This window comes from Plantibacter sp. T3 (genome assembly GCF_902506515.1).
Lineage (GTDB): Bacteria > Actinomycetota > Actinomycetes > Actinomycetales > Microbacteriaceae > Plantibacter > Plantibacter auratus.
Map to the genome: position 1 here is coordinate 1,804,762 of NZ_LR733286.1, position 22,311 is coordinate 1,827,072.

The 22,311-nt window shown below is 66.3% G+C and carries 30 protein-coding genes; all 30 read left to right on the forward strand.

Features of this window, described 5'->3' with window-relative positions; genetic code table 11:
- Positions 1-120: 120 nt before the first annotated feature.
- The 30 genes from GV015_RS08640 (at position 121) to GV015_RS08785 (ending at position 22,295) form a co-directional block, all read left to right on the forward strand.
- On the forward strand, positions 121-1,596 hold the full coding sequence (locus tag GV015_RS08640) for a hypothetical protein (protein ID WP_159877951.1): 1,476 nt from the start codon (positions 121-123) through the stop codon (positions 1,594-1,596).
- Positions 1,597-1,943: 347 nt separating this feature from the next.
- Entirely contained in the window at positions 1,944-2,318 is a 375-nt protein-coding gene (rpsL, locus tag GV015_RS08645; protein WP_056008169.1) for a 30S ribosomal protein S12, read from the forward strand.
- Positions 2,318-2,788: a 30S ribosomal protein S7 gene (rpsG, locus tag GV015_RS08650; protein WP_064296707.1), complete on the forward strand. Its 471-nt coding sequence runs from the start codon at positions 2,318-2,320 to the stop codon at positions 2,786-2,788. Before rpsL ends, rpsG begins: the two co-directional genes overlap by 1 nt.
- A gap of 87 nt (positions 2,789-2,875) precedes the next feature.
- The gene (gene fusA, locus GV015_RS08655) at positions 2,876-4,990 is read left to right on the forward strand and encodes an elongation factor G (RefSeq protein WP_079705261.1); all 2,115 of its coding nucleotides are present in this window, start codon (positions 2,876-2,878) and stop codon (positions 4,988-4,990) included.
- 141 nt (positions 4,991-5,131) lie between these two features.
- Entirely contained in the window at positions 5,132-6,322 is a 1,191-nt protein-coding gene (gene tuf, locus GV015_RS08660) for an elongation factor Tu (RefSeq protein WP_064296705.1), read from the forward strand.
- 176 nt (positions 6,323-6,498) lie between these two features.
- Positions 6,499-8,313, forward strand: coding sequence for a DUF4012 domain-containing protein (locus GV015_RS08665; RefSeq protein WP_159877953.1), 1,815 nt, complete (start codon positions 6,499-6,501; stop codon positions 8,311-8,313).
- A 469-nt stretch (positions 8,314-8,782) separates the two neighbouring features.
- Positions 8,783-9,091, forward strand: coding sequence for a 30S ribosomal protein S10 (gene rpsJ / locus GV015_RS08670; RefSeq protein ID WP_005050520.1), 309 nt, complete (start codon positions 8,783-8,785; stop codon positions 9,089-9,091).
- A gap of 24 nt (positions 9,092-9,115) precedes the next feature.
- Positions 9,116-9,769 carry a 50S ribosomal protein L3 gene (gene rplC / locus GV015_RS08675; protein ID WP_056008154.1) on the forward strand — a complete coding sequence of 218 codons (654 nt, stop codon included), beginning with the start codon at positions 9,116-9,118 and terminating at the stop codon, positions 9,767-9,769.
- Between the two features lie 4 nt (positions 9,770-9,773).
- Positions 9,774-10,439 (forward strand): 50S ribosomal protein L4, encoded by a 666-nt coding sequence (gene rplD / locus GV015_RS08680; protein WP_079705263.1) that lies wholly within the window; start codon positions 9,774-9,776, stop codon positions 10,437-10,439.
- Positions 10,436-10,735: a 50S ribosomal protein L23 gene (rplW, locus tag GV015_RS08685; RefSeq protein ID WP_056008147.1), complete on the forward strand. Its 300-nt coding sequence runs from the start codon at positions 10,436-10,438 to the stop codon at positions 10,733-10,735. Before rplD ends, rplW begins: the two co-directional genes overlap by 4 nt.
- A gap of 28 nt (positions 10,736-10,763) precedes the next feature.
- Positions 10,764-11,603 carry a 50S ribosomal protein L2 gene (rplB, locus tag GV015_RS08690; RefSeq protein ID WP_064296701.1) on the forward strand — a complete coding sequence of 280 codons (840 nt, stop codon included), beginning with the start codon at positions 10,764-10,766 and terminating at the stop codon, positions 11,601-11,603.
- A 12-nt stretch (positions 11,604-11,615) separates the two neighbouring features.
- Positions 11,616-11,897 (forward strand): 30S ribosomal protein S19, encoded by a 282-nt coding sequence (rpsS, locus tag GV015_RS08695; protein WP_064296700.1) that lies wholly within the window; start codon positions 11,616-11,618, stop codon positions 11,895-11,897.
- Between the two features lie 26 nt (positions 11,898-11,923).
- Positions 11,924-12,316, forward strand: coding sequence for a 50S ribosomal protein L22 (rplV, locus tag GV015_RS08700; RefSeq protein WP_056008137.1), 393 nt, complete (start codon positions 11,924-11,926; stop codon positions 12,314-12,316).
- Positions 12,316-13,104, forward strand: a complete 789-nt coding sequence (gene rpsC, locus GV015_RS08705) for a 30S ribosomal protein S3 (RefSeq protein WP_064296699.1) — start codon at positions 12,316-12,318, stop codon at positions 13,102-13,104. Before rplV ends, rpsC begins: the two co-directional genes overlap by 1 nt.
- Positions 13,105-13,106: 2 nt before the next feature.
- Positions 13,107-13,526, forward strand: a complete 420-nt coding sequence (gene rplP, locus GV015_RS08710; RefSeq protein ID WP_056008131.1) for a 50S ribosomal protein L16 — start codon at positions 13,107-13,109, stop codon at positions 13,524-13,526.
- Positions 13,526-13,861, forward strand: a complete 336-nt coding sequence (gene rpmC / locus GV015_RS19265; RefSeq protein WP_079705264.1) for a 50S ribosomal protein L29 — start codon at positions 13,526-13,528, stop codon at positions 13,859-13,861. The genes rplP and rpmC overlap by 1 nt, the downstream gene beginning before the upstream one ends.
- Before the next feature lie 2 nt (positions 13,862-13,863).
- Positions 13,864-14,184: a 30S ribosomal protein S17 gene (gene rpsQ / locus GV015_RS08720; protein WP_056008125.1), complete on the forward strand. Its 321-nt coding sequence runs from the start codon at positions 13,864-13,866 to the stop codon at positions 14,182-14,184.
- Positions 14,185-14,215: 31 nt separating this feature from the next.
- Entirely contained in the window at positions 14,216-14,584 is a 369-nt protein-coding gene (rplN, locus tag GV015_RS08725; RefSeq protein WP_064296696.1) for a 50S ribosomal protein L14, read from the forward strand.
- Positions 14,585-14,587: 3 nt separating this feature from the next.
- On the forward strand, positions 14,588-14,947 hold the full coding sequence (rplX, locus tag GV015_RS08730; RefSeq protein ID WP_056008121.1) for a 50S ribosomal protein L24: 360 nt from the start codon (positions 14,588-14,590) through the stop codon (positions 14,945-14,947).
- Complete coding sequence (rplE, locus tag GV015_RS08735; protein WP_056008119.1) at positions 14,947-15,531, forward strand: 50S ribosomal protein L5; 585 nt, start codon at positions 14,947-14,949, stop codon at positions 15,529-15,531. The genes rplX and rplE overlap by 1 nt, the downstream gene beginning before the upstream one ends.
- Before the next feature lie 145 nt (positions 15,532-15,676).
- Positions 15,677-16,075, forward strand: a complete 399-nt coding sequence (rpsH, locus tag GV015_RS08740) for a 30S ribosomal protein S8 (protein WP_064296695.1) — start codon at positions 15,677-15,679, stop codon at positions 16,073-16,075.
- Positions 16,076-16,081: 6 nt separating this feature from the next.
- Positions 16,082-16,618 (forward strand): 50S ribosomal protein L6, encoded by a 537-nt coding sequence (rplF, locus tag GV015_RS08745; protein ID WP_064296694.1) that lies wholly within the window; start codon positions 16,082-16,084, stop codon positions 16,616-16,618.
- 2 nt (positions 16,619-16,620) lie between these two features.
- Positions 16,621-16,980 (forward strand): 50S ribosomal protein L18, encoded by a 360-nt coding sequence (gene rplR / locus GV015_RS08750; RefSeq protein ID WP_064296693.1) that lies wholly within the window; start codon positions 16,621-16,623, stop codon positions 16,978-16,980.
- A gap of 38 nt (positions 16,981-17,018) precedes the next feature.
- Complete coding sequence (rpsE, locus tag GV015_RS08755; RefSeq protein WP_229939737.1) at positions 17,019-17,687, forward strand: 30S ribosomal protein S5; 669 nt, start codon at positions 17,019-17,021, stop codon at positions 17,685-17,687.
- On the forward strand, positions 17,687-17,869 hold the full coding sequence (gene rpmD / locus GV015_RS08760; RefSeq protein ID WP_079001710.1) for a 50S ribosomal protein L30: 183 nt from the start codon (positions 17,687-17,689) through the stop codon (positions 17,867-17,869). The genes rpsE and rpmD overlap by 1 nt, the downstream gene beginning before the upstream one ends.
- A complete protein-coding gene (gene rplO / locus GV015_RS08765; protein WP_079705265.1) occupies positions 17,869-18,465 on the forward strand; it encodes a 50S ribosomal protein L15 in 597 nt (198 codons plus the stop codon). Before rpmD ends, rplO begins: the two co-directional genes overlap by 1 nt.
- 93 nt (positions 18,466-18,558) lie before the next feature.
- On the forward strand, positions 18,559-19,887 hold the full coding sequence (gene secY / locus GV015_RS08770) for a preprotein translocase subunit SecY (protein WP_064296691.1): 1,329 nt from the start codon (positions 18,559-18,561) through the stop codon (positions 19,885-19,887).
- A complete protein-coding gene (locus GV015_RS08775) occupies positions 19,884-20,492 on the forward strand; it encodes an adenylate kinase (protein ID WP_159877955.1) in 609 nt (202 codons plus the stop codon). Before secY ends, GV015_RS08775 begins: the two co-directional genes overlap by 4 nt.
- Positions 20,493-20,513: 21 nt before the next feature.
- Positions 20,514-21,353 (forward strand): type I methionyl aminopeptidase, encoded by an 840-nt coding sequence (gene map, locus GV015_RS08780; protein WP_159877957.1) that lies wholly within the window; start codon positions 20,514-20,516, stop codon positions 21,351-21,353.
- 57 nt (positions 21,354-21,410) lie between these two features.
- Complete coding sequence (locus tag GV015_RS08785; protein WP_236555382.1) at positions 21,411-22,295, forward strand: aminodeoxychorismate lyase; 885 nt, start codon at positions 21,411-21,413, stop codon at positions 22,293-22,295.
- Positions 22,296-22,311 lie beyond the last annotated feature (16 nt).

Genomic DNA, 22,311 nt, shown 5'->3' on the forward strand with positions numbered 1-22,311 from the left:
CCGTCGGGGTTCACCCGGACGCAGGAGGGGAGATCTCCCCATCGTGCTGTCCGACACCCGTCACTATACTTTCGAGCACTTGTCATCAGCACGATCCATGCTCATTGGGGGCGCAACACCATGACCGATCCCGGAGATCAGAACCCGCAGCAGCCCCAGTGGCAGCGACCACCCGCTCAGCCCGACCCGCAGCAGGGGTGGCAGGGCAACGGCCCGCAGCAGTCGGGCTCAGGCCAGCAGCAGACGGGTCAGTACGGACAGCAGTCGCCGTACGGGCAGTCGCCGACGCAGCCGTCTGGGCAGTACGGGCAGCAGTCCGGCCAGTACGGTGAGCAGTCGTCCGGCCAGCAGAACCAGCAGACGGGCCAGTACGACCAGCAGACCGGTCAGTACAGCCAGCAGACCGGTCAGTACGGTCAGACGGCGCAGTACGGCCAGCAGCCGACCGAGCAGTTCGGTCAGCAGGGAACCGGTCAGTACGGCCAGCAGCCCACGGGGCAGTACGGCCAGCAGCCCACCGAGCAGTACGGCCAGGCGCCCTACGCGCAGGGCGCCGGCGGGTACGGCGGCGGCCAGCAGCCGCCCAAGAAGAAGCTCTCGAAGAAGGGGCTCACCGGCATCATCGCCGGCGGGAGCGCCCTCCTCCTCATCATCGTCGGTGGCATCGTCGGCGTCAGCGTCGGCAACGCCCTCCACGCCCCGGAGGTGACGGTCAAGAGCTACCTCGACGCCCTCAAGTCGGGCGACGCCGAACAGGCGCTCAAGCTCTCCGGTACCGAGGTGTCGGCGGCCGACGTGCTGCTGACCGACGACGCGTACAAGGCGGCGTCCGGCAAGGTCTCCGGCTACACGATCGGGAAGACGACGACCAGTGGGAACACCGCGACCGTCGAGGCCCGTCTCACTCAGGGTGGCGAGAGCGTCGACCAGGAGTTCACGCTCACCAAGGTCGGTAAGGACGCCGTGCTCTTCGACAAGTGGAAGCTCGAGGCTCCCGAACTCAGCACGGTCCAGGTCGACGTGGTCGCCCCTGAGGACGCGGTCGCGACGGTCGGCGGCGTCGACCTCACCGACGTCGAACCGATCGCCGAGGGTTCGTACCAGCTGCGTGCCCTCCCGGGCACCTACGACGTCGCCCTCAGCGAGAGCGACTGGTACACCGCCGAGGCGACGACCACGACGGCCGTGGGCTTCGGTCAGGCCGCGGAACCCGCGACGCTCGCCGTCGCCCTCACCGACGCCGGGACGACCGCCGTCGAGGAGGCCGTCAACGCGTACATCGACGGCTGCGGTGCGGCGACGGAGCTCGCCCCGGAGGGGTGCCCCTTCGAGATCCGCAACGACACCGGCTTCACCCCCTCCGGTGTGACCTGGAAGTTCGACACGCGCCCGACCTTCACGATCGGTGACTTCGCGGGAGGCGGCTGGGCCGTCGACTCCGAGACCGTCGGACGCATGTCGATGACCTGCACGCTGACCGACCCGGCCACCGGCCAGACAGGTCCGGGCTACAGCATCAACCCCGTCGACTTCGTCGTCGGCGGCACGATCGAGGGCTTCACCGACGAGGGCGCGACCTTCGTCCCGTCCCCGTAGACGCCGAGCTGTACGGCCCCTGGGAGCGATGCTCCCAGGGGCCGTCGTCGTTTGACCACAGCCTGTCGGCGGGCTAGTCTTGTTTGGGTGTGCGCGCTGTCGTGCGCTCTCGTGCTGTCCACGTTCTCCGGAGCCTGGCTCGGGGGAGTGGACAGCAGTCTTGCACCATCGGGTTGATCCCCGCCGGGCTGGTCCCGGTTGCCGATCGCCCCCACGGCATACCCACCACGAAAGCGACGCGCACTCGCGCGGCGCCGGTGGGTCCATACGACCTCGTGATCCGGGAGACCGGTCCACGAATGCTGCAGTACCACTGTCACCGTGCAGTCATCATCAAGGAGCAAGTAGTGCCAACCATTCAGCAGTTGGTTCGGAAGGGCCGCAGCCCCAAGGTCGTCAAGACCAAGGCGCCCGCCCTGAAGAGCAACCCCCAGCAGGCCGGCGTGTGCACCCGCGTGTACACCACCACCCCGAAGAAGCCGAACTCGGCGATGCGCAAGGTCGCCCGCGTGAAGCTGCGCAACGGCACCGAGGTCACCGCGTACATCCCCGGTGAGGGCCACAACCTCCAGGAGCACTCGCTGGTCCTGGTCCGTGGTGGTCGTGTGAAGGACCTCCCGGGTGTCCGTTACAAGATCGTCCGTGGCGCCCTCGACACGCAGGCCGTCAAGAACCGCAAGCAGGCTCGCAGCCGCTACGGCGCGAAGATGGAGAAGAAGTAATGCCTCGCAAGGGTCCAGCTCCGAAGCGTCCCGTCGTCGCCGATCCCGTCTACGGCGCCCCCATCGTCAGCCAGCTCGTCAACAAGATCCTGCTGGACGGCAAGAAGGGCCTCGCTGAGCGCATCGTCTACGACGCACTCGAAGGCGTCACCGCCAAGAACCAGGGCGACGCCGTCGTCACGCTCAAGAAGGCGCTCGACAACGTCCGCCCGACCCTCGAGGTTCGTTCGCGCCGCGTCGGTGGTTCCACCTACCAGGTGCCGGTCGAGGTCAAGCCTCACCGCGCCAACACCCTCGCCCTGCGCTGGCTCGTGAGCTACGCGAAGGGCCGCCGCGAGAAGACGATGACCGAGCGTCTCCAGAACGAGATCCTCGACGCATCGAACGGTCTCGGTGCAGCTGTCAAGCGTCGTGAAGACACGCACAAGATGGCCGAGTCGAACAAGGCGTTCGCGCACTACCGCTGGTAGTCGCCGCCCGATGCGAGGGCGGGCGATCCGCCCGCCCTCGCGTCACCGAGTGAATCAGCTCACCCCTACCTATCCCCGGAGGACCCCGTGGCACAAGACGTGCTCACCGACCTGAACAAGGTCCGCAACATCGGCATCATGGCCCACATCGATGCCGGCAAGACCACCACCACCGAGCGCATCCTGTTCTACACGGGCGTCAACCACAAGATCGGCGAGACCCACGACGGTGCGTCGACGATGGACTGGATGGCGCAGGAGCAGGAGCGCGGCATCACCATCACGTCCGCCGCGACGACCTGTTTCTGGAACAAGAACCAGATCAACATCATCGACACCCCCGGCCACGTCGACTTCACGGTCGAGGTCGAGCGTTCGCTCCGCGTGCTCGACGGCGCGGTCGCGGTGTTCGACGGCAAGGAGGGCGTCGAGCCCCAGTCCGAGACCGTCTGGCGTCAGGCCGACAAGTACGACGTCCCGCGCATCTGCTTCGTCAACAAGATGGACAAGCTCGGCGCCGACTTCTACTTCACCGTCGACACGATCATCAGCCGCCTCGGCGCGAAGCCGCTGGTCATCCAGCTGCCGATCGGTGCCGAGTCCAACTTCGAGGGCGTCGTCGACCTCGTCGAGATGCGTGCGCTCACCTGGCGCGGAGACGCCAAGGGTGACGTCGAGATGGGCGCCAAGTACGCCATCGAGGAGATCCCGGAAGACCTCAAGGAGAAGGCGGCCGAGTACCGCACCGCGCTCCTCGAGGCCGTCGCCGAGACCGACGACGCACTCATGGAGAAGTACTTCGGTGGCGAAGAGCTGACCGTCGCGGAGATCAAGGCCGCGATCCGTCACCTCACCATCACGAGCACCATGTACCCGGTCCTCTGTGGCTCCGCGTTCAAGAACCGCGGCGTCCAGCCAATGCTCGACGCCGTCATCGACTACCTCCCCTCCCCGCTCGACGTCCCGGCCATCGAGGCCCACGACGCGCGCGACGAGGAGAAGGTTGTGGAGCGTCACCCCGACTCGACCGAGCCCTTCACCGCGCTCGCGTTCAAGGTCGCGGTGCACCCGTTCTTCGGTCGCCTGACCTACGTCCGCGTCTACTCGGGTCGTCTCGACTCCGGTGCGCAGATCATCAACTCGACCAAGGGCAAGAAGGAGCGCATCGGGAAGATCTTCCAGATGCACGCCAACAAGGAGAACCCGGTCGACTTCGTCACCGCCGGTCACATCTACGCGGTCATCGGCCTGAAGGACACCACCACCGGTGACACCCTGTCCGACCCGCAGAACCAGGTCGTCCTCGAGTCGATGAGCTTCCCGGAGCCCGTCATCGAGGTCGCGATCGAGCCGAAGACCAAGGCCGACCAGGAGAAGCTGGGCACCGCGATCCAGAAGCTGGCCGAAGAGGACCCGACGTTCCGCACCGAGCAGAACACCGAGACCGGCCAGACGGTCATCAAGGGCATGGGCGAGCTCCACCTCGACATCCTCGTCGACCGCATGAAGCGCGAGTTCAACGTCGAGGCCAACGTCGGCAAGCCGCAGGTCGCGTACCGCGAGACCATCAAGCGCAAGGTCGAGAAGTACGGCTACACGCACAAGAAGCAGACCGGTGGTTCGGGTCAGTTCGCGAAGATCCAGTTCGATCTGGAGCCGATGGACGTCACTCCGGAGACGACCTACGAGTTCGTGAACGCCGTGACCGGTGGTCGCATCCCGCGCGAGTACATCCCGTCGATCGACGCCGGTTTCCAGGACGCCCTGCAGGTCGGTGGCCTCGCGGGCTACCCGGTCGTGGGTGTCAAGGCGATCATCACCGATGGTGCGGCGCACGACGTCGACTCCTCGGAGATGGCGTTCAAGATCGCCGGCTCGATGGGTCTCAAGGAGGCCTACTCGCGTGCCAACCCCGTCCTCCTCGAGCCGCTCATGGCGGTCGAGGTGCGTACTCCTGAGGAGTACATGGGCGACGTCATCGGAGACCTCAACTCGCGCCGTGGACAGATCCAGTCCATGGACGACGCCACCGGCGTCAAGGTCATCCGTGCCAACGTGCCGCTCTCCGAGATGTTCGGCTACATCGGCGACCTCCGGTCGAAGACCTCTGGTCGTGCCGTGTACTCGATGACGTTCGAGAGCTACGCGGAGGTCCCGAAGGCTGTCGCCGACGAGATCATCCAGAAGAACAAGGGCGAGTAGTCACTCACTCTCTCTTCACCGCGGTCCGGCCGGGTGTGCGAACACCCGGGCGGATCGCGTAACATGAATACACATCCCTGCAGTGCGTCGGGCATCGAATGGTGCCCGGCGTCCCGCACAACGTCCTGAGGAGGACTCACAGTGGCAAAGGCCAAGTTCGAGCGGACCAAGCCGCACGTCAACATCGGTACGATCGGTCACGTCGACCACGGCAAGACCACGCTTACCGCGGCGATCTCGAAGGTCCTGGCGGACAAGTTCCCGTCCGCGACCAACGTGCAGCGCGACTTCGCGTCGATCGACTCCGCGCCGGAAGAGCGTCAGCGTGGTATCACGATCAACATCTCGCACGTCGAGTACGAGACCCCGAAGCGCCACTACGCGCACGTCGACGCCCCCGGTCACGCCGACTACATCAAGAACATGATCACCGGTGCTGCGCAGATGGACGGCGCGATCCTGGTCGTCGCCGCCACTGACGGCCCGATGGCTCAGACGCGTGAGCACGTGCTGCTCGCCAAGCAGGTCGGCGTCCCCTACCTGCTCGTCGCGCTGAACAAGTCCGACATGGTCGACGACGAGGAGATCCTGGAGCTCGTCGAGCTCGAGGTCTCCGAGCTCCTCGCCTCGCAGGGCTTCGCTGAGGACGCACCGGTCGTCCGCGTCTCGGGCCTCAAGGCGCTCGAGGGCGACGAGAAGTGGGTGCAGAGCATCCTCGACCTCATGGACGCCGTGGACGCCAACGTCCCCGACCCCGTGCGCGACAAGGACAAGCCCTTCCTCATGCCGATCGAGGACGTCTTCACGATCACCGGTCGTGGAACCGTCGTCACGGGCCGCGCCGAGCGTGGCACGCTCGCGATCAACTCCGAGGTCGAGATCGTCGGCATCCGCCCGACGCAGAAGACGATCGTCACGGGTATCGAGATGTTCCACAAGCAGCTCGACGAGGCATGGGCCGGCGAGAACTGTGGTCTCCTGCTCCGTGGCACGAAGCGTGAAGACGTCGAGCGCGGCCAGGTCGTCGTGAAGCCGGGTTCGGTCACGCCGCACACGAACTTCGAGGGCACCGCGTACATCCTGTCCAAGGATGAGGGTGGGCGTCACAACCCGTTCTACGCGAACTACCGTCCGCAGTTCTACTTCCGCACCACCGACGTCACCGGCGTCATCACGCTGCCCGAGGGCACCGAGATGGTCATGCCCGGCGACACCACCGACATGACCGTTGAGCTGATCCAGCCCATCGCCATGGAGGTCGGCCTCGGCTACGCCATCCGCGAGGGTGGCCGCACCGTCGGCGCCGGCACCGTCACCAAGGTGCTCGCGTAAGCATCCGCTGACGCGAAGCCTTGATCGACCTCAGGGTCGGCACGGTTCCACACGAAGGGCCCGGAGCATTTCGCTCCGGGCCCTTCGTCGCGCGCGCCGTCGGCCGGTCGGCAATCCAGCGACTCATATGTAAGATATCGGGCGACCCATTCTGCATCGAGCCGCCCGAGGTGACCGTGTCCCGTTCGTCCACCCGCCCGCGTCGTCTGTCGCGCCCACGTGTCCTGATCCCGAGCGCCGTCGCCCTGTCCGTCCTGCTCGGCATCGCTGGAGCCTCCGTGTCGGCGGCGGTGGAGGCCATGTCCGTCCGGGAGGAGCTCGAGTCGGTCCTGCCGGAGCTCGAGACGATCCGGGCGGACGGCTATGGCGGCGGCACCGACGCGATCGATCCTGCCGCCGTGGAGCGTGCAGGAGATGCGCTCGAGCGGGCACTGGCGTCGACGCAGCGGCCTGACTGGTGGCTTGCGGAACGCGTGCCCGTCTCCGGGGCGAACTTCGAGGCGGTGCGCACGGCCGTCGAGGCGGCGCACGTGGTCGTCGACGAGGTCGTCGAGCCGGTCCTCGCCCTGTCCCTCGACGGACTGGCGGTCGACGGGCGACTGGACACGGAGCGGGTGGGGAGACTCGCCCGGAGCTCGGCGCGTGCGCTCGAGCGACTCGAGGAGCAGGTGGCGCGCCTCGACCGTCTCGACCGTTCGGTGCTCCTGCCGCAGGTGGTGTCGGCGCTGGGTGGACTCGACGGACCGCTGCGCGAGGCCTCATCGCTCGCCGCGCGGCTCGCACCGGTGCTTCGGGCGCTGCCCGGGTTCCTGGGGGAGGAGGGTCCGCGAGACGTTGTCGTGCTGTTCCAGAACTCGGCGGAGAGCCGGGCCCTCGGCGGCATCGCAGGAGCTTCGGTGCTCGTGCACGTCGAGGAGGGGGTGCTCAGCGTGACCAGGACCCTCGGCGGCGCGGACTTCGTGTCGCACGCCGATCCGGTGGTGCCCCTGCCGGCCGATGCCGACGCGCTCTACCGGACCGAGGGCTACGCTGCCGCAGGTACCTCCATCCATGAGGTGACGGCGCGGCCGGACTTCCCGTACGGTGCGCAGGTGGCCTCGCGGCTGTGGGAGGAGAGCCAGGGCGTCGTGCCGGACCTGGTGCTGGCCGTGGATCCGGTCGCGTTGTCCCACCTGCTGCGAGCGACCGGCCCCGTGGTGCTGGCCGACGGCACGGAGGTGTCGAGCGAGACGGTGGTCGACGAGCTCCTGAACGGCGTGTACCGAGACCACCCCGGTCTCAGTGACGAGGCGAACCGAGCCCAGGACGCGACCTTCACCGCCGTCGTGCAGGCGCTCGCGTCGCAGCTGCAGGCGGGGTCCATGGAGGTGCCCCGGGCGATCGACGGCTGGGTCCAGGCGGTCGACGAGCGGCGTCTGCTCGCCTGGAGTCCCGACCGCGTCGAGGAGCGGGCTCTGGTGCTCGCCGGGGTGAGCGGCGGTCTGCCCGAGCGTTCGTCTCGTTCGGTGCCGTTCGGGCTGTACCTCTCGGACGCGGTCGGGTCCAAGCTCGAGTACTACCTCCGACAGCAGGTCCGTGTCCGTGCGGGGTCGTGCGACGTCGACGGAACCCGCACGGTGATGGTCACGTCGGAACTCTCCAACACGATCGACACGGAGCCGGAGCTCGACACGGAGGCGTTCGACTACATCGCGGGGTTCCACGAGCGTGAGGGGCTCCCACGTGGTTGGATGCGCCTGCGGGTCATGGCCTACGCGCCCGACGGCGCCGTCATCCGCTCGGTCCGGGTTGACGGCGTCGAGGTCCCGTACGCGGCCGGATCGGACGACGGACGCCCGGTGGCCTATGTGGTGGTGGCGATCGCGCCGGGCGCGACGGTGACGCTGGACGTCGATGCGGACGTGTCCGGCGCGACGGTCGACGCGGTGCGGTTCGAGGGCACCCCGGGGGTGCGTGCGGTCGAGGTCGACAACGTCGTCGAGCCCTGCTGAACAGCCGCGACTCGGTGCTCACGACACCCGAGACTGGGCGGATCCTGACCATCCGCCGATCGCGACACGCCCGGGTTGCACGCATGGTGGATCCGTGGCAAACTAGTCCAGTTCAGTATTTCGGACGAGCGTGCCTGTGCGCGCTCCGGCGGATCACTGCCAGGTAGTGCATAGGAGCTCCCAGACGCGGCAACGCGACAGGGATCGAGCCTAGGCCGCGGGTAGCAGAACACCAATCACTTCATCGCAATCCAGGTCGTAGCAGTGCTACGCCCAGCGCCGACCACGAGTCGGGGTGGATGCCGGTGGATGACCACGAGGGTCGCAAGACACGAGTGGTCGTTGACAGCAGAACAGTGGTGCGACACCAGTAGTGCCAATGGCGCGGAGCAACCGAACGTTGCAAAGCGCACGATATGCGTCCAATACGGAGCGATCCGCACGACGCGAGACAGAGAGTGAGTCACACATGGCGGGACAGAAGATCCGCATCCGACTGAAGTCGTATGACCACGAGGTCATCGATACTTCGGCGCGCAAGATCGTCGACACGGTCACCCGTGCAGGCGCAACCGTCGTCGGCCCCGTGCCGCTTCCGACGGAGAAGAACGTGGTCTGCGTGATCCGTTCGCCGCACAAGTACAAGGACAGCCGGGAGCACTTCGAAATGCGCACCCACAAGCGTCTGATCGACATCATCGACCCGACCCCGAAGGCCGTCGACTCGCTCATGCGTCTCGACCTGCCGGCGGACGTCAACATCGAGATCAAGCTCTGAGCTCGGTAGAGACGGAAGGAAGACATGTCTAACACGAAGACCAGCAAGGGTCTGCTCGGCACCAAGCTCGGCATGACCCAGGTGTGGGACGAGAACAACAAGCTCGTTCCCGTCACCGTCATCGAGATCACGCCCAACGTGGTCACGCAGGTTCGCACCCCCGAGGTCGACGGCTACGACGCCGTGCAGATCGCGTACGGCCAGATCGATCCCCGCAAGGTCAGCAAGCCTGACGCGGGTCACTTCGACAAGGCCGGCGTGACGCCGCGTCGTCACCTCACCGAGGTCCGCACCGCCGACGCATCCGAGTACTCGCTCGGCCAGGAGCTCACCGTCGACGGTGTCTTCGAGGCCGGCCAGAAGGTCGACGTCGTCGGCACTTCGAAGGGTAAGGGTTTCGCCGGTGTCATGAAGCGTCACAACTTCAAGGGAACGGGCGCATCTCACGGTGCTCACCGCAACCACCGCAAGCCGGGCTCCATCGGCGCCTCCTCGACCCCGAGCCGTGTCTTCAAGGGCATGCGCATGGCCGGTCGTATGGGTGGCGAGCGCGTCACCGTGCTGAACCTCCGGGTTCACGCCATCGACGCCGAGAAGGGCCTGCTGCTCGTCAAGGGTGCCGTTCCCGGCGCTCGTGGCCGCATCGTATTCGTCCGCACCGCAGTGAAGGGAGCGTAGTTCCATGGCTATCGCTACTCTCGACGTGCTCGACACCAAGCTCAAGAAGGCCGGCACCGTCGACCTTCCTGCCGAGGTGTTCGACGTTCAGACCAACATCCCGCTCATCCACCAGGTGGTCGTCGCGCAGCTCGCTGCCGCCCGCCAGGGGACGCACAAGACCAAGCGCCGCGGCGAAGTGTCCGGTGCCGGCCGCAAGCCGTTCAAGCAGAAGGGTACGGGTAACGCTCGTCAGGGCTCCATCCGTGCACCTCAGATGACCGGCGGTGGCATCGTCCACGGTCCAGTGCCCCGCAACTACGCACAGCGCACCCCCAAGAAGATGATCGCCGCGGCTCTCCTCGGCGCCATCTCCGACCGCGCACGCGGCAGCCGCCTGCACGTCGTCGACTCCCTCTCGATCGGTGAGAAGCCGTCGACGAAGGCCGTGTCGGAGTACCTGACGAACGTCGCTTCCTCGAAGCACGTCCTGATCGTCCTCCAGCGCGACGACGAGGTCAGCCTCCGCAGCGTCCGCAACCTGCAGAACGTGCACGTGCTGTCGTACGACCAGCTGAACGCATACGACGTGCTCGTCTCCGACGACATCGTCTTCACCAAGGCCGCCTTCGAGGCATTCGTCGCCAGCAAGACCGGCAACACGGCCGCAACCGAGGAGGTCTCGGCATGACCGCGATCAACAAGGACCCCCGCGACGTCATCTTCGCGCCGGTCGTCTCCGAGAAGAGCTACAGCCTGATCGACGAGGGCAAGTACACCTTCCTCGTCGACCCGCGCTCGAACAAGACCGAGATCAAGCTCGCCATCGAGAAGATCTTCGGTGTCGAGGTCGCTTCGATCAACACCCTCACCCGTCAGGGCAAGACCCGTCGCACCAAGTTCGGCACCGGCAAGCGCAAGGACACCAAGCGCGCCATCGTGTCGCTCAAGTCGGGTTCCATCGACATCTTCACGGCTGTTGGCTAAGACGGCCGGGAACGAAGAGGAATAAGAAATGGCTATTCGTAAGTACAAGCCCACGACTCCTGGTCGTCGCGGTTCGTCTGTCGCGGACTTCGCGGAGATCACCCGCACCACGCCGGAGAAGTCGCTGCTTCGTCCGTTGTCGAAGACCGGTGGTCGCAACAACCAGGGCCGCATCACGACGCGTCACATCGGTGGTGGCCACAAGCGCCAGTACCGTCTGATCGACTTCCGTCGCAACGACAAGGACGGCGTCAACGCCAAGGTCGCTCACATCGAGTACGACCCCAACCGCACCGCGCGTATCGCGCTGCTCCACTTCGTGGACGGCACCAAGCGGTACATCCTCGCTCCGAACAAGCTCAGCCAGGGCGACGTGGTCGAGTCGGGTGCCGGCGCGGACATCAAGCCCGGGAACAACCTGCCGCTGAAGAACATCCCCACCGGTACGGTCATCCACGCGATCGAGCTCCGTCCCGGCGGCGGCGCGAAGATGGCCCGCTCCGCGGGTGCATCGGTGCGTCTCGTCGCGAAGGACGGCCCGTACGCGCAGCTCCGTCTGCCGTCCGGCGAGATCCGCAACGTCGACCTGCGCTGCCGCGCCACCATCGGTGAAGTCGGCAACGCCGAGCAGTCGAACATCAACTGGGGTAAGGCCGGCCGTAAGCGCTGGCTGGGCGTCCGCCCGACCGTCCGTGGTGTCGCGATGAACCCGATCGACCACCCGCACGGTGGTGGTGAGGGCAAGACCTCCGGTGGACGTCACCCGGTCAGCCCGTGGGGCCAGAAGGAAGGCCGCACGCGCCACCCCAACAAGGAAAGCGACAAGCTCATCGTTCGTCGTCGTACCGCCGGCAAGAAGCGTAAGTAGGAGTAAGAGAAGATGCCACGCAGTCTCAAGAAGGGCCCCTTCGTCGACGACCACCTGCTCCGCAAGGTCGTCACGGCGAACGAGGCCAACAACAAGAACGTGATCAAGACCTGGTCGCGTCGATCGATGATCATCCCGGCGATGCTGGGTCACACCATCGCCGTCCACGACGGTCGCAAGCACATCCCGGTGTTCGTCACCGAGACGATGGTCGGGCACAAGCTCGGCGAGTTCGCGCCCACCCGCACCTTCCGTGGACACGTGAAGGACGACAAGAAGGGCCGTCGCCGCTAACGCGGTGACGTGAAGGAGGAAGAGAAATGGTGGAGTCGATCGCCCGCGTGCGACACATCCGCGTCACCCCCCAGAAGGCCCGTCGTGTCGTCGCGCTCATCCGTGGCAAGCAGGCTCAGGAGGCCTTGGCCATCCTGAAGTTCGCACCACAGAGCGCCAGCGAGCCCATCTACAAGCTCGTTGCCTCGGCCATCGCGAACGCTCGCGTCACGGCCGACAAGGACAACGTGTTCCTTGACGAGCAGGACCTGTACATCGCGAAGGCGTACGTCGATGAGGGTGCAACCCTCAAGCGTTTCCGTCCCCGCGCACAGGGCCGCGCGTTCCGCATCCTCAAGCGCACCAGCCACATCACCGTCGAGCTCTCGACGCCTGATGAGACTGCCGGCGCTGCCAAGGCCAAGAAGGTGAGCAAGTAATGGGTCAGAAAGTCAATCCATACGGCTTCCGTCTGGGAATCACGACCGACCACGTGTCGCGTTGGTTCTCCGACAGCACGAAGAAGGGTCAGCGTTACAGCGACTTCGTCGCGGAAGACGTCAAGATCCGCCGTCTGCTGGCGACCTCGCTCGACCGCGCTGGTGTCAGCCGCATCGAGATCGAGCGCACCCGTGACCGCGTCCGCGTCGACATCCACACCGCCCGTCCGGGCATCGTGATCGGTCGCCGTGGCGCCGAGGCCGAGCGCATCCGCGCCGACCTCGAGAAGCTCACGAAGAAGCAGATCCAGCTGAACATCCTCGAGGTCAAGAACCCCGAGGCCGACGCTCAGCTCGTCGCGCAGGGCATCGCCGAGCAGCTCTCCGCACGTGTGGCCTTCCGCCGCGCGATGCGTAAGGGCCTGCAGGGCGCTCAGCGCACGTCCACCGTCAAGGGTGTCCGCATCCAGGTGTCCGGCCGCCTCGGCGGCGCCGAGATGAGCCGTTCCGAGTTCTACCGCGAAGGCCGTGTGCCGCTGCACACGCTCCGCGCGAACATCGACTACGGCTTCTACGAGGCGAAGACCACGTTCGGCCGCATCGGCGTGAAGGTCTGGATCTACAAGGGCGACATCACCAACAAGGAGCTTGCTCGCGAGCAGGCCAACCAGAAGTCGACGCGTCCGGAACGTCGCGACGGTGGCGACCGCCCCCGTCGGAACGCCGGTCCGAGCAGCGCCCCCAAGGCAGCTGCTGAGGCGCCCGCCGCCGCAGGAGTTGAGGCATAACCATGTTGATCCCACGCAAAGTCAAGCACCGGAAGCAGCACCACCCCGGCCGTTCCGGCCAGGCGACCGGTGGCACCAAGGTGTCGTTCGGTGAGTACGGTATCCAGGCCCTGACGCCCGCTTACGTGACCAACCGTCAGATCGAGTCCGCTCGTATCGCCATGACGCGTCACATCAAGCGTGGCGGAAAGGTGTGGATCAACATCTACCCCGACCGTCCGCTGACCAAGAAGCCCGCCGAAACCCGCATGGGTTCCGGTAAGGGTTCGCCCGAGTGGTGGGTCGCGAACGTCAAGCCGGGTCGTGTGCTGTTCGAGGTCGCCGGAGTCGATGAGACCCTGGCCCGCGAGGCGCTCACCCGTGCAATCCACAAGCTGCCCCTCAAGGCACGCATCATCAAGCGCGAGGAGGGCGACGCATAATGGCGATCGGATCCAAGGAGCTCACCCCCGTCGAGCTCGACACCTTTGAAGACCAGCGCCTCCTCGAGGAGCTCCGCAAGGCCAAGGAAGAGCTGTTCAACCTGCGCTTCCAGTCGGCAACGGGTCAGCTCGAGAACCACGGCCGCCTGCGCGCCGTGAAGCGCGACATCGCTCGCATCTACACGGTCATCCGTGAGCGCGAGCTCGGCATCCGTGCCACGCCGACCGTCGAGGTCGTCGAGGCCAAGGCTGAGAAGAAGACCAAGAAGGCCAAGGCCGCACCGAAGTCCGAGGACACCGCTGCAGCCGACGCCGAGACCACGAAGGAGGCCTAGACATGGCTACCGCTACTGACAAGGCCCCCGAGGGTCACGAGTCGGCCGAGCACGACGTCAAGGACGCCGCTGCTCGTGGCTACCGCAAGACCCGCCGTGGTCTGGTGACCAGCGACAAGATGGAGAAGACCATCGTCGTCGAGGTCGAGGACCGCGTGAAGCACCCGCTCTACGGCAAGGTCATCCGCCGCACCTCCAAGGTCAAGGCTCACGACGAGGCGAACTCCGCCGGCATCGGCGACCTCGTCCTGATCAGCGAGACCCGCCCCACCAGCGCCACCAAGCGCTGGCGTCTGGTCGAGATTCTCGAGAAGGCCAAGTAGGCCTCGCGGCTTACTGAGAGGAAAGCGAACAATGCTTCAGCAAGAATCACGAGTCAAGGTCGCCGACAACACCGGCGCCAAGGAGCTCCTGACCATTCGCGTGCTCGGTGGCTCCGGCCGCCGCTACGCGGGCCTCGGTGACACCATCGTCGCGACCGTCAAGGACGCGATCCCCGGTGGCAACGTCAAGAAGGGCGACGTCGTCAAGGCGGTCATCGTCCGCACCCGCAAGCAGACCCGTCGTTCCGACGGTTCGTACATCAAGTTCGACGAGAACGCCGCTGTCATCCTGAAGGCTGACGGGGACCCCCGTGGTACCCGCATCTTCGGACCGGTCGGTCGCGAGCTTCGTGACAAGAAGTTCATGAAGATCGTCTCGTTGGCGCCGGAGGTTATCTAAGTCATGGCAAAGATCAAGAAGGGCGACCTGGTTCAGGTCGTCTCCGGCCCGAAGCAGGACCGCGGTGGTTACCGCGGCAAGCAGGGTCGCGTCATCGAGGTCCTGGCGGACAAGAACCGGGTGATCGTGGAGGGCGTCAACTACGTCACGAAGCACTCCCGTGTCGGCCAGACCCAGCGTGGAACCAAGACCGGCGGCATCGAGACCGTCGAGGCTTCGATCCACATCTCCAACGTCGCGCTCGTCGACCCGGAGACCAAGGGCCCGACCAAGGTCGGCCACCGCAACGAGGAAGTCACGAAGGACGGCGTCACCAAGACGGTCCGCGTTCGTTACGCCAAGAAGTCAGGTAAGGACCTGTAATGACCGACACAGAAGTGGCGACTGGCAAAATCCAGCCCCGTCTCAAGCAGAAGTACCGCGCTGAGATCCTTCCGCAGCTGCAGAAGGACTTCGGCTTCACGAACGTGCACCAGGTGCCCGGACTCGTGAAGGTCGTCGTCAACACCGGTGTGGGCGAGGCCGCTCGCGACAGCAAGGTCATCGACGGCGCTGTTTCGGACCTCACCAAGATCACCGGCCAGAAGCCGCAGGTCACCAAGGCACGCAAGTCCATCGCGCAGTTCAAGCTGCGCGAGGGTCAGCCCATCGGCGCCCACGTCACGCTTCGTGGCGACCGCGCTTGGGAGTTCCTCGACCGCCTGCTGAGCCTCGCTCTTCCGCGTATCCGCGACTTCCGCGGCCTCTCGGACAAGCAGTTCGACGGCAACGGCAACTACACCTTCGGTCTCCAGGAGCAGTCGATGTTCCACGAGATCGACCAGGACAAGATCGATCGTGTCCGCGGCTTCGACATCACTGTCGTGACCACGGCCAAGAACGACGACGAGGGTCGCGCGCTGCTCAAGGCGCTCGGCTTCCCGTTCAAGGCGGCTGAGTCCAAGTAGGCTGAGCTTCTGCCCGGTCCTCGGTGTATGTCGAGGACCGGGCTTCCGCCCGTTCGGGGCACTCCTGCCCAGAACGGTTCAACCACCACAGGTCGGCACCCTTGCACAGGATGTCGAAACCTGGTGAACAAAGGAAACACTCGATATGACCATGACAGATCCGGTCGCAGACATGCTGACCAGACTGCGCAATGCGAACTCGGCGCACCACGACACCGTGTCGATGCCGCACTCCAAGCTCAAGGTGAACATCGCCGAGATCCTCAAGTCCGAGGGCTACATCTCCGGCTGGGAGGTCGCTGACGCGGCCGTCGGACAGACGCTCTCGCTGAGCCTCAAGTTCGGCCCGAACCGCGAGCGTTCCATCGCCGGCATCAAGCGCGTCTCGAAGCCCGGCCTCCGCGTCTACGCGAAGTCGAACGAGATCCCCAAGGTCCTCGGCGGCCTCGGCGTCGTCATCCTGTCCACCTCCAGCGGCCTCCTCACGGACCGCCAGGCCGAGAAGAAGGGCGTGGGTGGGGAAGTCCTCGCCTACGTGTGGTAGCCAGTCATGTCTCGTATTGGAAGACTCCCCATCGACATCCCGGCAGGCGTCACCATCGACGTCGCCGGTCAGAACGTCACCGTCAAGGGCCCGAAGGGTGAGCTCCAGCTCACCGTCGCGAGCCCCATCGAGGTCAAGCTCGAAGACGCACAGCTGCTCGTCACGCGTCCCGACGACGAGCGCAACTCGCGCTCGCTCCACGGCCTGACCCGCACGCTCATCGCGAACCAGATCATCGGCGTCACCCAGGGCTACACCAAGGGCCTCGAGGTCGTCGGTACCGGTTACCGCGTCGCTCAGAAGGGCAGCGCCGTCGAGTTCGCGCTCGGCTTCTCGCACCCCGTCACCGTCGAGCCGCCGGTCGGCATCACGCTGACCGTCGAGGGCAACAACAAGCTCACGGTCGCCGGTATCGACAAGCAGGCCGTCGGCGAGGTCGCCGCCAACATCCGTAAGATCCGCAAGCCCGAGCCGTACAAGGGCAAGGGTGTGCGCTACGCCGGCGAGATCGTGCGTCGCAAGGCCGGAAAGGCTGGTAAGTAACCATGGCTCGTCCAACGAAGACTGCCGCACGTGGCCGTCGCCACACGCGTCTGCGCAAGAAGGTCGAGGGCACCGCGGTCCGTCCGCGCCTCGTCGTCAACCGTTCAGCCCGTCACGTGTTCGTGCAGGTTGTCGATGACACGAAGGGTCACACCCTCGTCTCCGCCTCGACCATGGAGGACACCCTCCGGACGTTCGACGGCGACAAGACCGCCAAGTCGCGCAAGGTCGGCGAACTCATCGCCGAGCGTGCCAAGGCAGCCGGCATCGACGATGTCGTATTTGACCGTGGAGGCAACCGCTACGCAGGTCGCGTGGCAGCAATTGCCGATGGTGCTCGAGAGGGCGGATTGAACCTGTGAGCGAAGACAACAAGCAGCAGCAAGAGCCTGTGGCGACCGTGGCCGAGGCCCCGGTCGAGACCGCGGCATCGACGGCGCCCACCGGCGACCGCGAGCCGCGCGAGGCGCGCCGCGGAGGCCGCGAGCGCAACCCCAACCGCGACCGCGGTAGCCGCGACAGCGACAAGAGCCAGTTCCTGGAGCGCGTCGTGACCATCAACCGTGTCTCGAAGGTCGTGAAGGGTGGTCGTCGCTTCAGCTTCACCGCCCTCGTGGTCGTCGGTGACGGCAACGGCATGGTCGGCGTCGGCTACGGCAAGGCTCGCGAAGTCCCGCTCGCGATCGCGAAGGGCGTCGAAGAGGCGAAGAAGAACTTCTTCCGCGTCCCGCGCGTCGGCTCGACCATCCCGCACCCCACCCAGGGTGAGGCAGCAGCCGGTGTGGTGCTCCTGCGCCCCGCCGCCGCTGGTACCGGTGTCATCGCCGGCGGTCCCGTCCGCGCCGTCCTCGAGTGCGCCGGCATCCACGACGTGCTGAGCAAGTCGCTCGGTTCGTCCAACACGATCAACATCGTCCACGCGACCGTCACGGCGCTGAAGCAGCTCGAGGAACCTCGTGCCGTTGCAGCCCGTCGTGGTCTCGAGTTCGACCAGGTCGCTCCGGCCCGCCTGCTCCGTGCAGAGGCAGAGGCCGTTCAGGCGGCCGCTGCTGCGAAGGTAGGTGCCTGATGGCCCAGCTGAGGATCACCCAGATCAAGGGCAGAATTAGTGAGAAGCAGAACCAGCGCGACACGCTTCGCAGCCTGGGTCTCCGTCGCATCGGTGCTGTCGTCGTCCGTCCGGACAACGCGCAGAACCGCGGTTACGTGAACACTGTTGCTCACCTCGTACAGGTTGAGGAGATCGACTAATGGCTGAGAAGAACGAAACCACTGAGGAGAAGGCCCCCAAGGCCGCTGCGAAGGCAGCTCCGAAGACGGCTGCCGCGAAGGCCGAGCCCAAGGCGAAGGCGGCCCCCAAGGCCGCTGCAGCCAAGAAGCCCGCGAAGGACGAGCCCGCTGAGAAGCGCGAGCAGGTCCTGAAGGTGCACCACCTGCGTCCGGCCGCCGGGGCCAAGAAGTCCCGGATGCGCGTGGGCCGTGGTGAGGCGTCCAAGGGTAAAACCGCGGGTCGCGGTACCAAGGGTACGAAGGCGCGTTACAACGTCAAGGTCGGCTTCGAGGGTGGGCAGATGCCGCTGCACATGCGCACCCCGAAGCTCCGTGGCTTCAAGAACCCCTTCCGCGTCGAATACCAGGTCGTGAACCTGGAGAAGCTCGCCGAGCTGTACCCGAAGGGTGGCGACGTCACCACGGTCGACCTCGTCGCCAAGGGTGCCGTCCGGAAGAACGAGAAGGTCAAGGTTCTCGGAAACGGTGACATCTCGGTTAAGCTGAATGTCGCGGTTGACAAGGTCTCCGGCTCAGCTGAGCAGAAGATCGTGGCAGCCGGGGGCAGCGTCAAGTAGCCCTCGGCCGGCTCCGCACAGGAGCTCACTCGGGTGGCCGGCATCATGCCGGTCACCCGGGCCGACCCCGCAACATCTCACAGGAGGCCCCTTTTGTTCAGCGCCATCGGCCGGATCTTCCGGACCCCGGATCTTCGTCGCAAGATCGGGTTCACGCTCGGGATCATCGCCATCTACCGGCTGGGGTCCTTCATCCCCGCTCCGTTCGTGAACTTCCCGAACGTGCAGCAGTGCCTCGCGAACCAGCAGGCCGCCGGCGCATCAGGCCTCTACGAGCTCGTCAACCTCTTCAGCGGTGGCGCGCTCCTCCAACTCTCCATCTTCGCGCTGGGCATCATGCCCTACATCACCGCGTCGATCATCGTCCAGCTCCTCCGCGTGGTCATCCCGCACTTCGAGACGCTGCACAAAGAAGGCCAGGCCGGCCAGGGCAAGCTGACGCAGTACACGCGTTACCTCACGATCTTCCTCGGCATCCTCCAGTCGACGACGCTCATCACGGTCGCCAAGAGCGGTGCACTGTTCGGCAACCAGGGCGGCGTCTGCGCCGACCTCATCACCGCCCAAGGCGGCACCTGGTACGGCATGCTCCTCATGGTCGTCACCATGACCGCGGGCACCGGCCTCGTCATGTGGATGGCCGAGCTCGTCACCGAGCGCGGCGTCGGCAACGGCATGTCGCTCCTCATCTTCACCTCGATCGCAGCCACCTTCCCGGGCTCGCTGGCCGCCATCTGGACCGCGAAGGGCCCGGAGGTCTTCCTCCTCGTGCTCGCAGTCGGCCTCGTGATCGTCGGACTCGTCGTCTTCGTCGAGCAGTCGCAACGTCGCATCCCGGTGCAGTACGCGAAGCGGATGGTCGGACGCAGGACGTACGGCGGCAACAACACGTACATCCCCATCAAGGTCAACATGGCCGGTGTGGTGCCCGTCATCTTCGCGTCGTCGATCCTGTACCTGCCGGCCCTCATCGCGCAGTTCAACCAGCCGACGACCGGCACCCCGGCGCCCTGGGTCCTGTGGATCCAGCAGTACCTCACCAAGGGTGACCACCCGCTGTACATGCTGATGTACTTCCTGCTCATCGTCGGCTTCACCTACTTCTACGTCGCGATCACCTTCAACCCCGAAGAGGTCGCCGACAACATGAAGAAGTACGGCGGGTTCATCCCCGGCATCCGTGCCGGCCGCCCGACGGCCGAATACCTCGACTACGTCCTGACCCGCGTGACCCTGCCCGGATCGATCTACCTGGGGTTGATCGCCCTCCTTCCGCTCATCGCCCTGGCGCTGGTGGGCGCGAACGCCAACTTCCCGTTCGGCGGCGCATCGATCCTCATCATCGTCGGTGTCGGGCTCGAGACGGTCAAGCAGATCGACTCGCAGCTCCAGCAGCGTCACTACGAAGGGCTCCTGCGTTGAGCGCGGCAGCCGGCAAGCCCCGTCTGCTCATCGTCGGTCCTCCGGGATCCGGCAAGGGCACACAGGCGGCCTTCCTCGCGGAGCGCTTCGACATCCCCGCGATCTCGACGGGCGACATCTTCCGCGCGAACATCAAGGAGGGTACGGCGCTCGGGAAGCAGGTCCAGGCGATCGTGAGCGAGGGCGGGTACGTTCCCGACTCGTTGACGAACGAGATCGTCCGCGACCGGCTCCACCAGCCCGACGCCGTCGAGGGGTTCTTGCTCGACGGGTATCCGCGGACCACCGACCAGGTGGTCGCGCTCGACGCGCTGCTCGCGGAGAACGACGCGAGCCTCAACGCTGTCGTGCAGCTGCAGGCCGACACAGAAGAGGTCGTCGCTCGACTCCTCAAGCGTGCCGCCGAGCAGGGTCGCACCGACGACACGGAGGAGGTCATCCGCCACCGGCTCGACCTCTACGCACAGGAGACCGCGCCGCTGATCGAGGTCTTCACCGCTCGCGGGCTCGTCGTGGCGGTCGACGGCCTCGGTGAGGTCGACGAGGTCACCGCGCGGATCGACGCCGCCCTTGCTGCCCGCGGCATCATCGTCCCGGCCGTCTGACGCACCGACACGTCAACCACGGTGTTCCGGAAGTCGATCTACAAGACCCCTGACCAGATCCGCGCCATGATCGCGCCGGGGCTGGCCACGGCGGCCTCGCTCGATGCAGTGCGCGCGCTCGTCGCCCCCGGGGTGACGACGCTGCAACTCGACGCGGCTGCCGAGGCGGCCATCGTCGCGGCCGGCGGGCACTCCAACTTCAAGCTCGTCCCCGGCTATCGCCACACGGTCTGCGCCTCGGTCAACGAGGACGTGGTCCACGGCATCCCCGGGTCTCGCGTGCTGCAGGCGGGCGACATCGTGTCGATCGACAGCGGCGCCGAGATCGACGGCTGGAACGGCGACTCCGCGATGACCATCGTGCTGCCCGACCCCACGCGCCCGGAGCTCGTCACCGAGCGCGAGCGGCTCTCGGCGGTGACGGAGGGTTCGCTGTGGGCCGGAATCGCCGAGCTCGCGACCGCCCGACACCTCAACCAGGTCGGTGCAGCGATCGAGGAGTACGTCGAGGACCACTCACCCGAGGGGAAGCCCTACGGGATCCTCACCGACTACGTCGGGCACGGCATCGGACGCACGATGCACGAGGCGCCACCGGTGTTCAATTACCGTGTCCGCCAGCGTGGCCCCGAAGTGAAGCCCGGACTCGTGGTGGCCATCGAACCGATGGTGGTCGCCGGGAGCGCCGACACCTTCGTCCGCGACGACGAATGGACCGTCGCCACGCTCGACGGTGGTTCGGCTGCGCACTGGGAGCACAGCGTCGCCGTGCACCGCGACGGCATCTGGGTCCTGTCCGCTCACGATGGCGGCGCCGCGGCTCTCGCCGCGTTCGGCGTCACCCCCGTCCGTCCCGCCTGACCGAGCGGCAGCCCGGTCGCCGTCCGGACCTCGTCCGTCCCGGTAGAGTTGCTCGGCATGAGCGTGCCGATCGTGTTCCTTCTCGACGTCCTCCCCGCGGACACCGTCATCGACGACGCCGACCTCGCGGCCACGATCACGCCGGCCGGCGACGGGTCCGGCGTCTTGAGCGTCTTCGATCTGGGCCCCGCGCGGGGGGACGGGATCTTCGAGACGATCGGTGTCGTCGGCCGGCACCCGCAGTCGGTCGACGCGCATCTCGATCGGCTGACCGAGTCGGCGGCCATCCTCGATCTGCCCGCGCCGAACCACGCACAGTGGCGCCTCGCGATCTCGCGCGCGATCGCGGAACTCCCCGACGTCGATCAGAGCGCCGTCCGACTCGTCGTGACGCGGGGGAGTGGCGGACGCCCGACCGCGTGGATCTCGGCGACGCCGGCTGACGGCTTCCCCGAGCGTGAGAACGGCATCGAGGTCGTCCTGCTCGACCGCGGTCTCGCGAGCGACGTGCAGGAGCGTTCGCGCTGGCTGCTCGCCGGCGCCAAGACGCTGTCGTACGCGGTCAACATGGCCGCGCTCCGTGAGGCGCACCGACGTGGAGCGGACGACGTGCTCTTCGTCAGCAGCGACGGCTTCGTCCTCGAGGGCCCCACCTCCACCGTGGTCGTGCGGATCGGCGGCAGTTTCGTGACACCGCCTCCGTCGAGTGGGATCCTGCCCGGCACCACGCAGCTCGCGCTCTGGGCCCATCTCGAGGAGCAGGGGCTCCCGCACGAGTACCGGATGCTGACACCGGAGGACGTGCTCGACGCGGAGGCGGCGTGGCTGCTCTCCAGCGTCCGACTGGCCGCGCCGGTGCGTGCCGTGGACGGACGCCCGCTGCCGATGGACGCCGGTCTCACGGCGCAGATCAACGACGCGCTGCGCTCCCGCACCGACTGACGGGCACTGGCCGACG

Bases quoted from the DNA above. Each gene is read 5' to 3' on its own strand.
- GV015_RS08640 (WP_159877951.1), top strand. From the start codon at position 121: ATGACCGATCCCGGAGATCAGAACCCGCAGCAGCCCCAGTGGCAGCGA.
- rpsG (WP_064296707.1), top strand. From the start codon at position 2,318: ATGCCTCGCAAGGGTCCAGCTCCGAAGCGTCCCGTCGTCGCCGATCCC.
- rpsJ (WP_005050520.1), top strand. From the start codon at position 8,783: ATGGCGGGACAGAAGATCCGCATCCGACTGAAGTCGTATGACCACGAG.
- rplC (WP_056008154.1), top strand. From the start codon at position 9,116: ATGTCTAACACGAAGACCAGCAAGGGTCTGCTCGGCACCAAGCTCGGC.
- rplD (WP_079705263.1), top strand. From the start codon at position 9,774: ATGGCTATCGCTACTCTCGACGTGCTCGACACCAAGCTCAAGAAGGCC.
- rplW (WP_056008147.1), top strand. From the start codon at position 10,436: ATGACCGCGATCAACAAGGACCCCCGCGACGTCATCTTCGCGCCGGTC.
- rplB (WP_064296701.1), top strand. From the start codon at position 10,764: ATGGCTATTCGTAAGTACAAGCCCACGACTCCTGGTCGTCGCGGTTCG.
- rpsS (WP_064296700.1), top strand. From the start codon at position 11,616: ATGCCACGCAGTCTCAAGAAGGGCCCCTTCGTCGACGACCACCTGCTC.
- rplV (WP_056008137.1), top strand. From the start codon at position 11,924: ATGGTGGAGTCGATCGCCCGCGTGCGACACATCCGCGTCACCCCCCAG.
- rpsC (WP_064296699.1), top strand. From the start codon at position 12,316: ATGGGTCAGAAAGTCAATCCATACGGCTTCCGTCTGGGAATCACGACC.
- rplP (WP_056008131.1), top strand. From the start codon at position 13,107: ATGTTGATCCCACGCAAAGTCAAGCACCGGAAGCAGCACCACCCCGGC.
- rpmC (WP_079705264.1), top strand. From the start codon at position 13,526: ATGGCGATCGGATCCAAGGAGCTCACCCCCGTCGAGCTCGACACCTTT.
- rpsQ (WP_056008125.1), top strand. From the start codon at position 13,864: ATGGCTACCGCTACTGACAAGGCCCCCGAGGGTCACGAGTCGGCCGAG.
- rplN (WP_064296696.1), top strand. From the start codon at position 14,216: ATGCTTCAGCAAGAATCACGAGTCAAGGTCGCCGACAACACCGGCGCC.
- rplX (WP_056008121.1), top strand. From the start codon at position 14,588: ATGGCAAAGATCAAGAAGGGCGACCTGGTTCAGGTCGTCTCCGGCCCG.
- rplE (WP_056008119.1), top strand. From the start codon at position 14,947: ATGACCGACACAGAAGTGGCGACTGGCAAAATCCAGCCCCGTCTCAAG.
- rpsH (WP_064296695.1), top strand. From the start codon at position 15,677: ATGACCATGACAGATCCGGTCGCAGACATGCTGACCAGACTGCGCAAT.
- rplF (WP_064296694.1), top strand. From the start codon at position 16,082: ATGTCTCGTATTGGAAGACTCCCCATCGACATCCCGGCAGGCGTCACC.
- rplR (WP_064296693.1), top strand. From the start codon at position 16,621: ATGGCTCGTCCAACGAAGACTGCCGCACGTGGCCGTCGCCACACGCGT.
- rpmD (WP_079001710.1), top strand. From the start codon at position 17,687: ATGGCCCAGCTGAGGATCACCCAGATCAAGGGCAGAATTAGTGAGAAG.
- rplO (WP_079705265.1), top strand. From the start codon at position 17,869: ATGGCTGAGAAGAACGAAACCACTGAGGAGAAGGCCCCCAAGGCCGCT.
- GV015_RS08785 (WP_236555382.1), top strand. From the start codon at position 21,411: ATGAGCGTGCCGATCGTGTTCCTTCTCGACGTCCTCCCCGCGGACACC.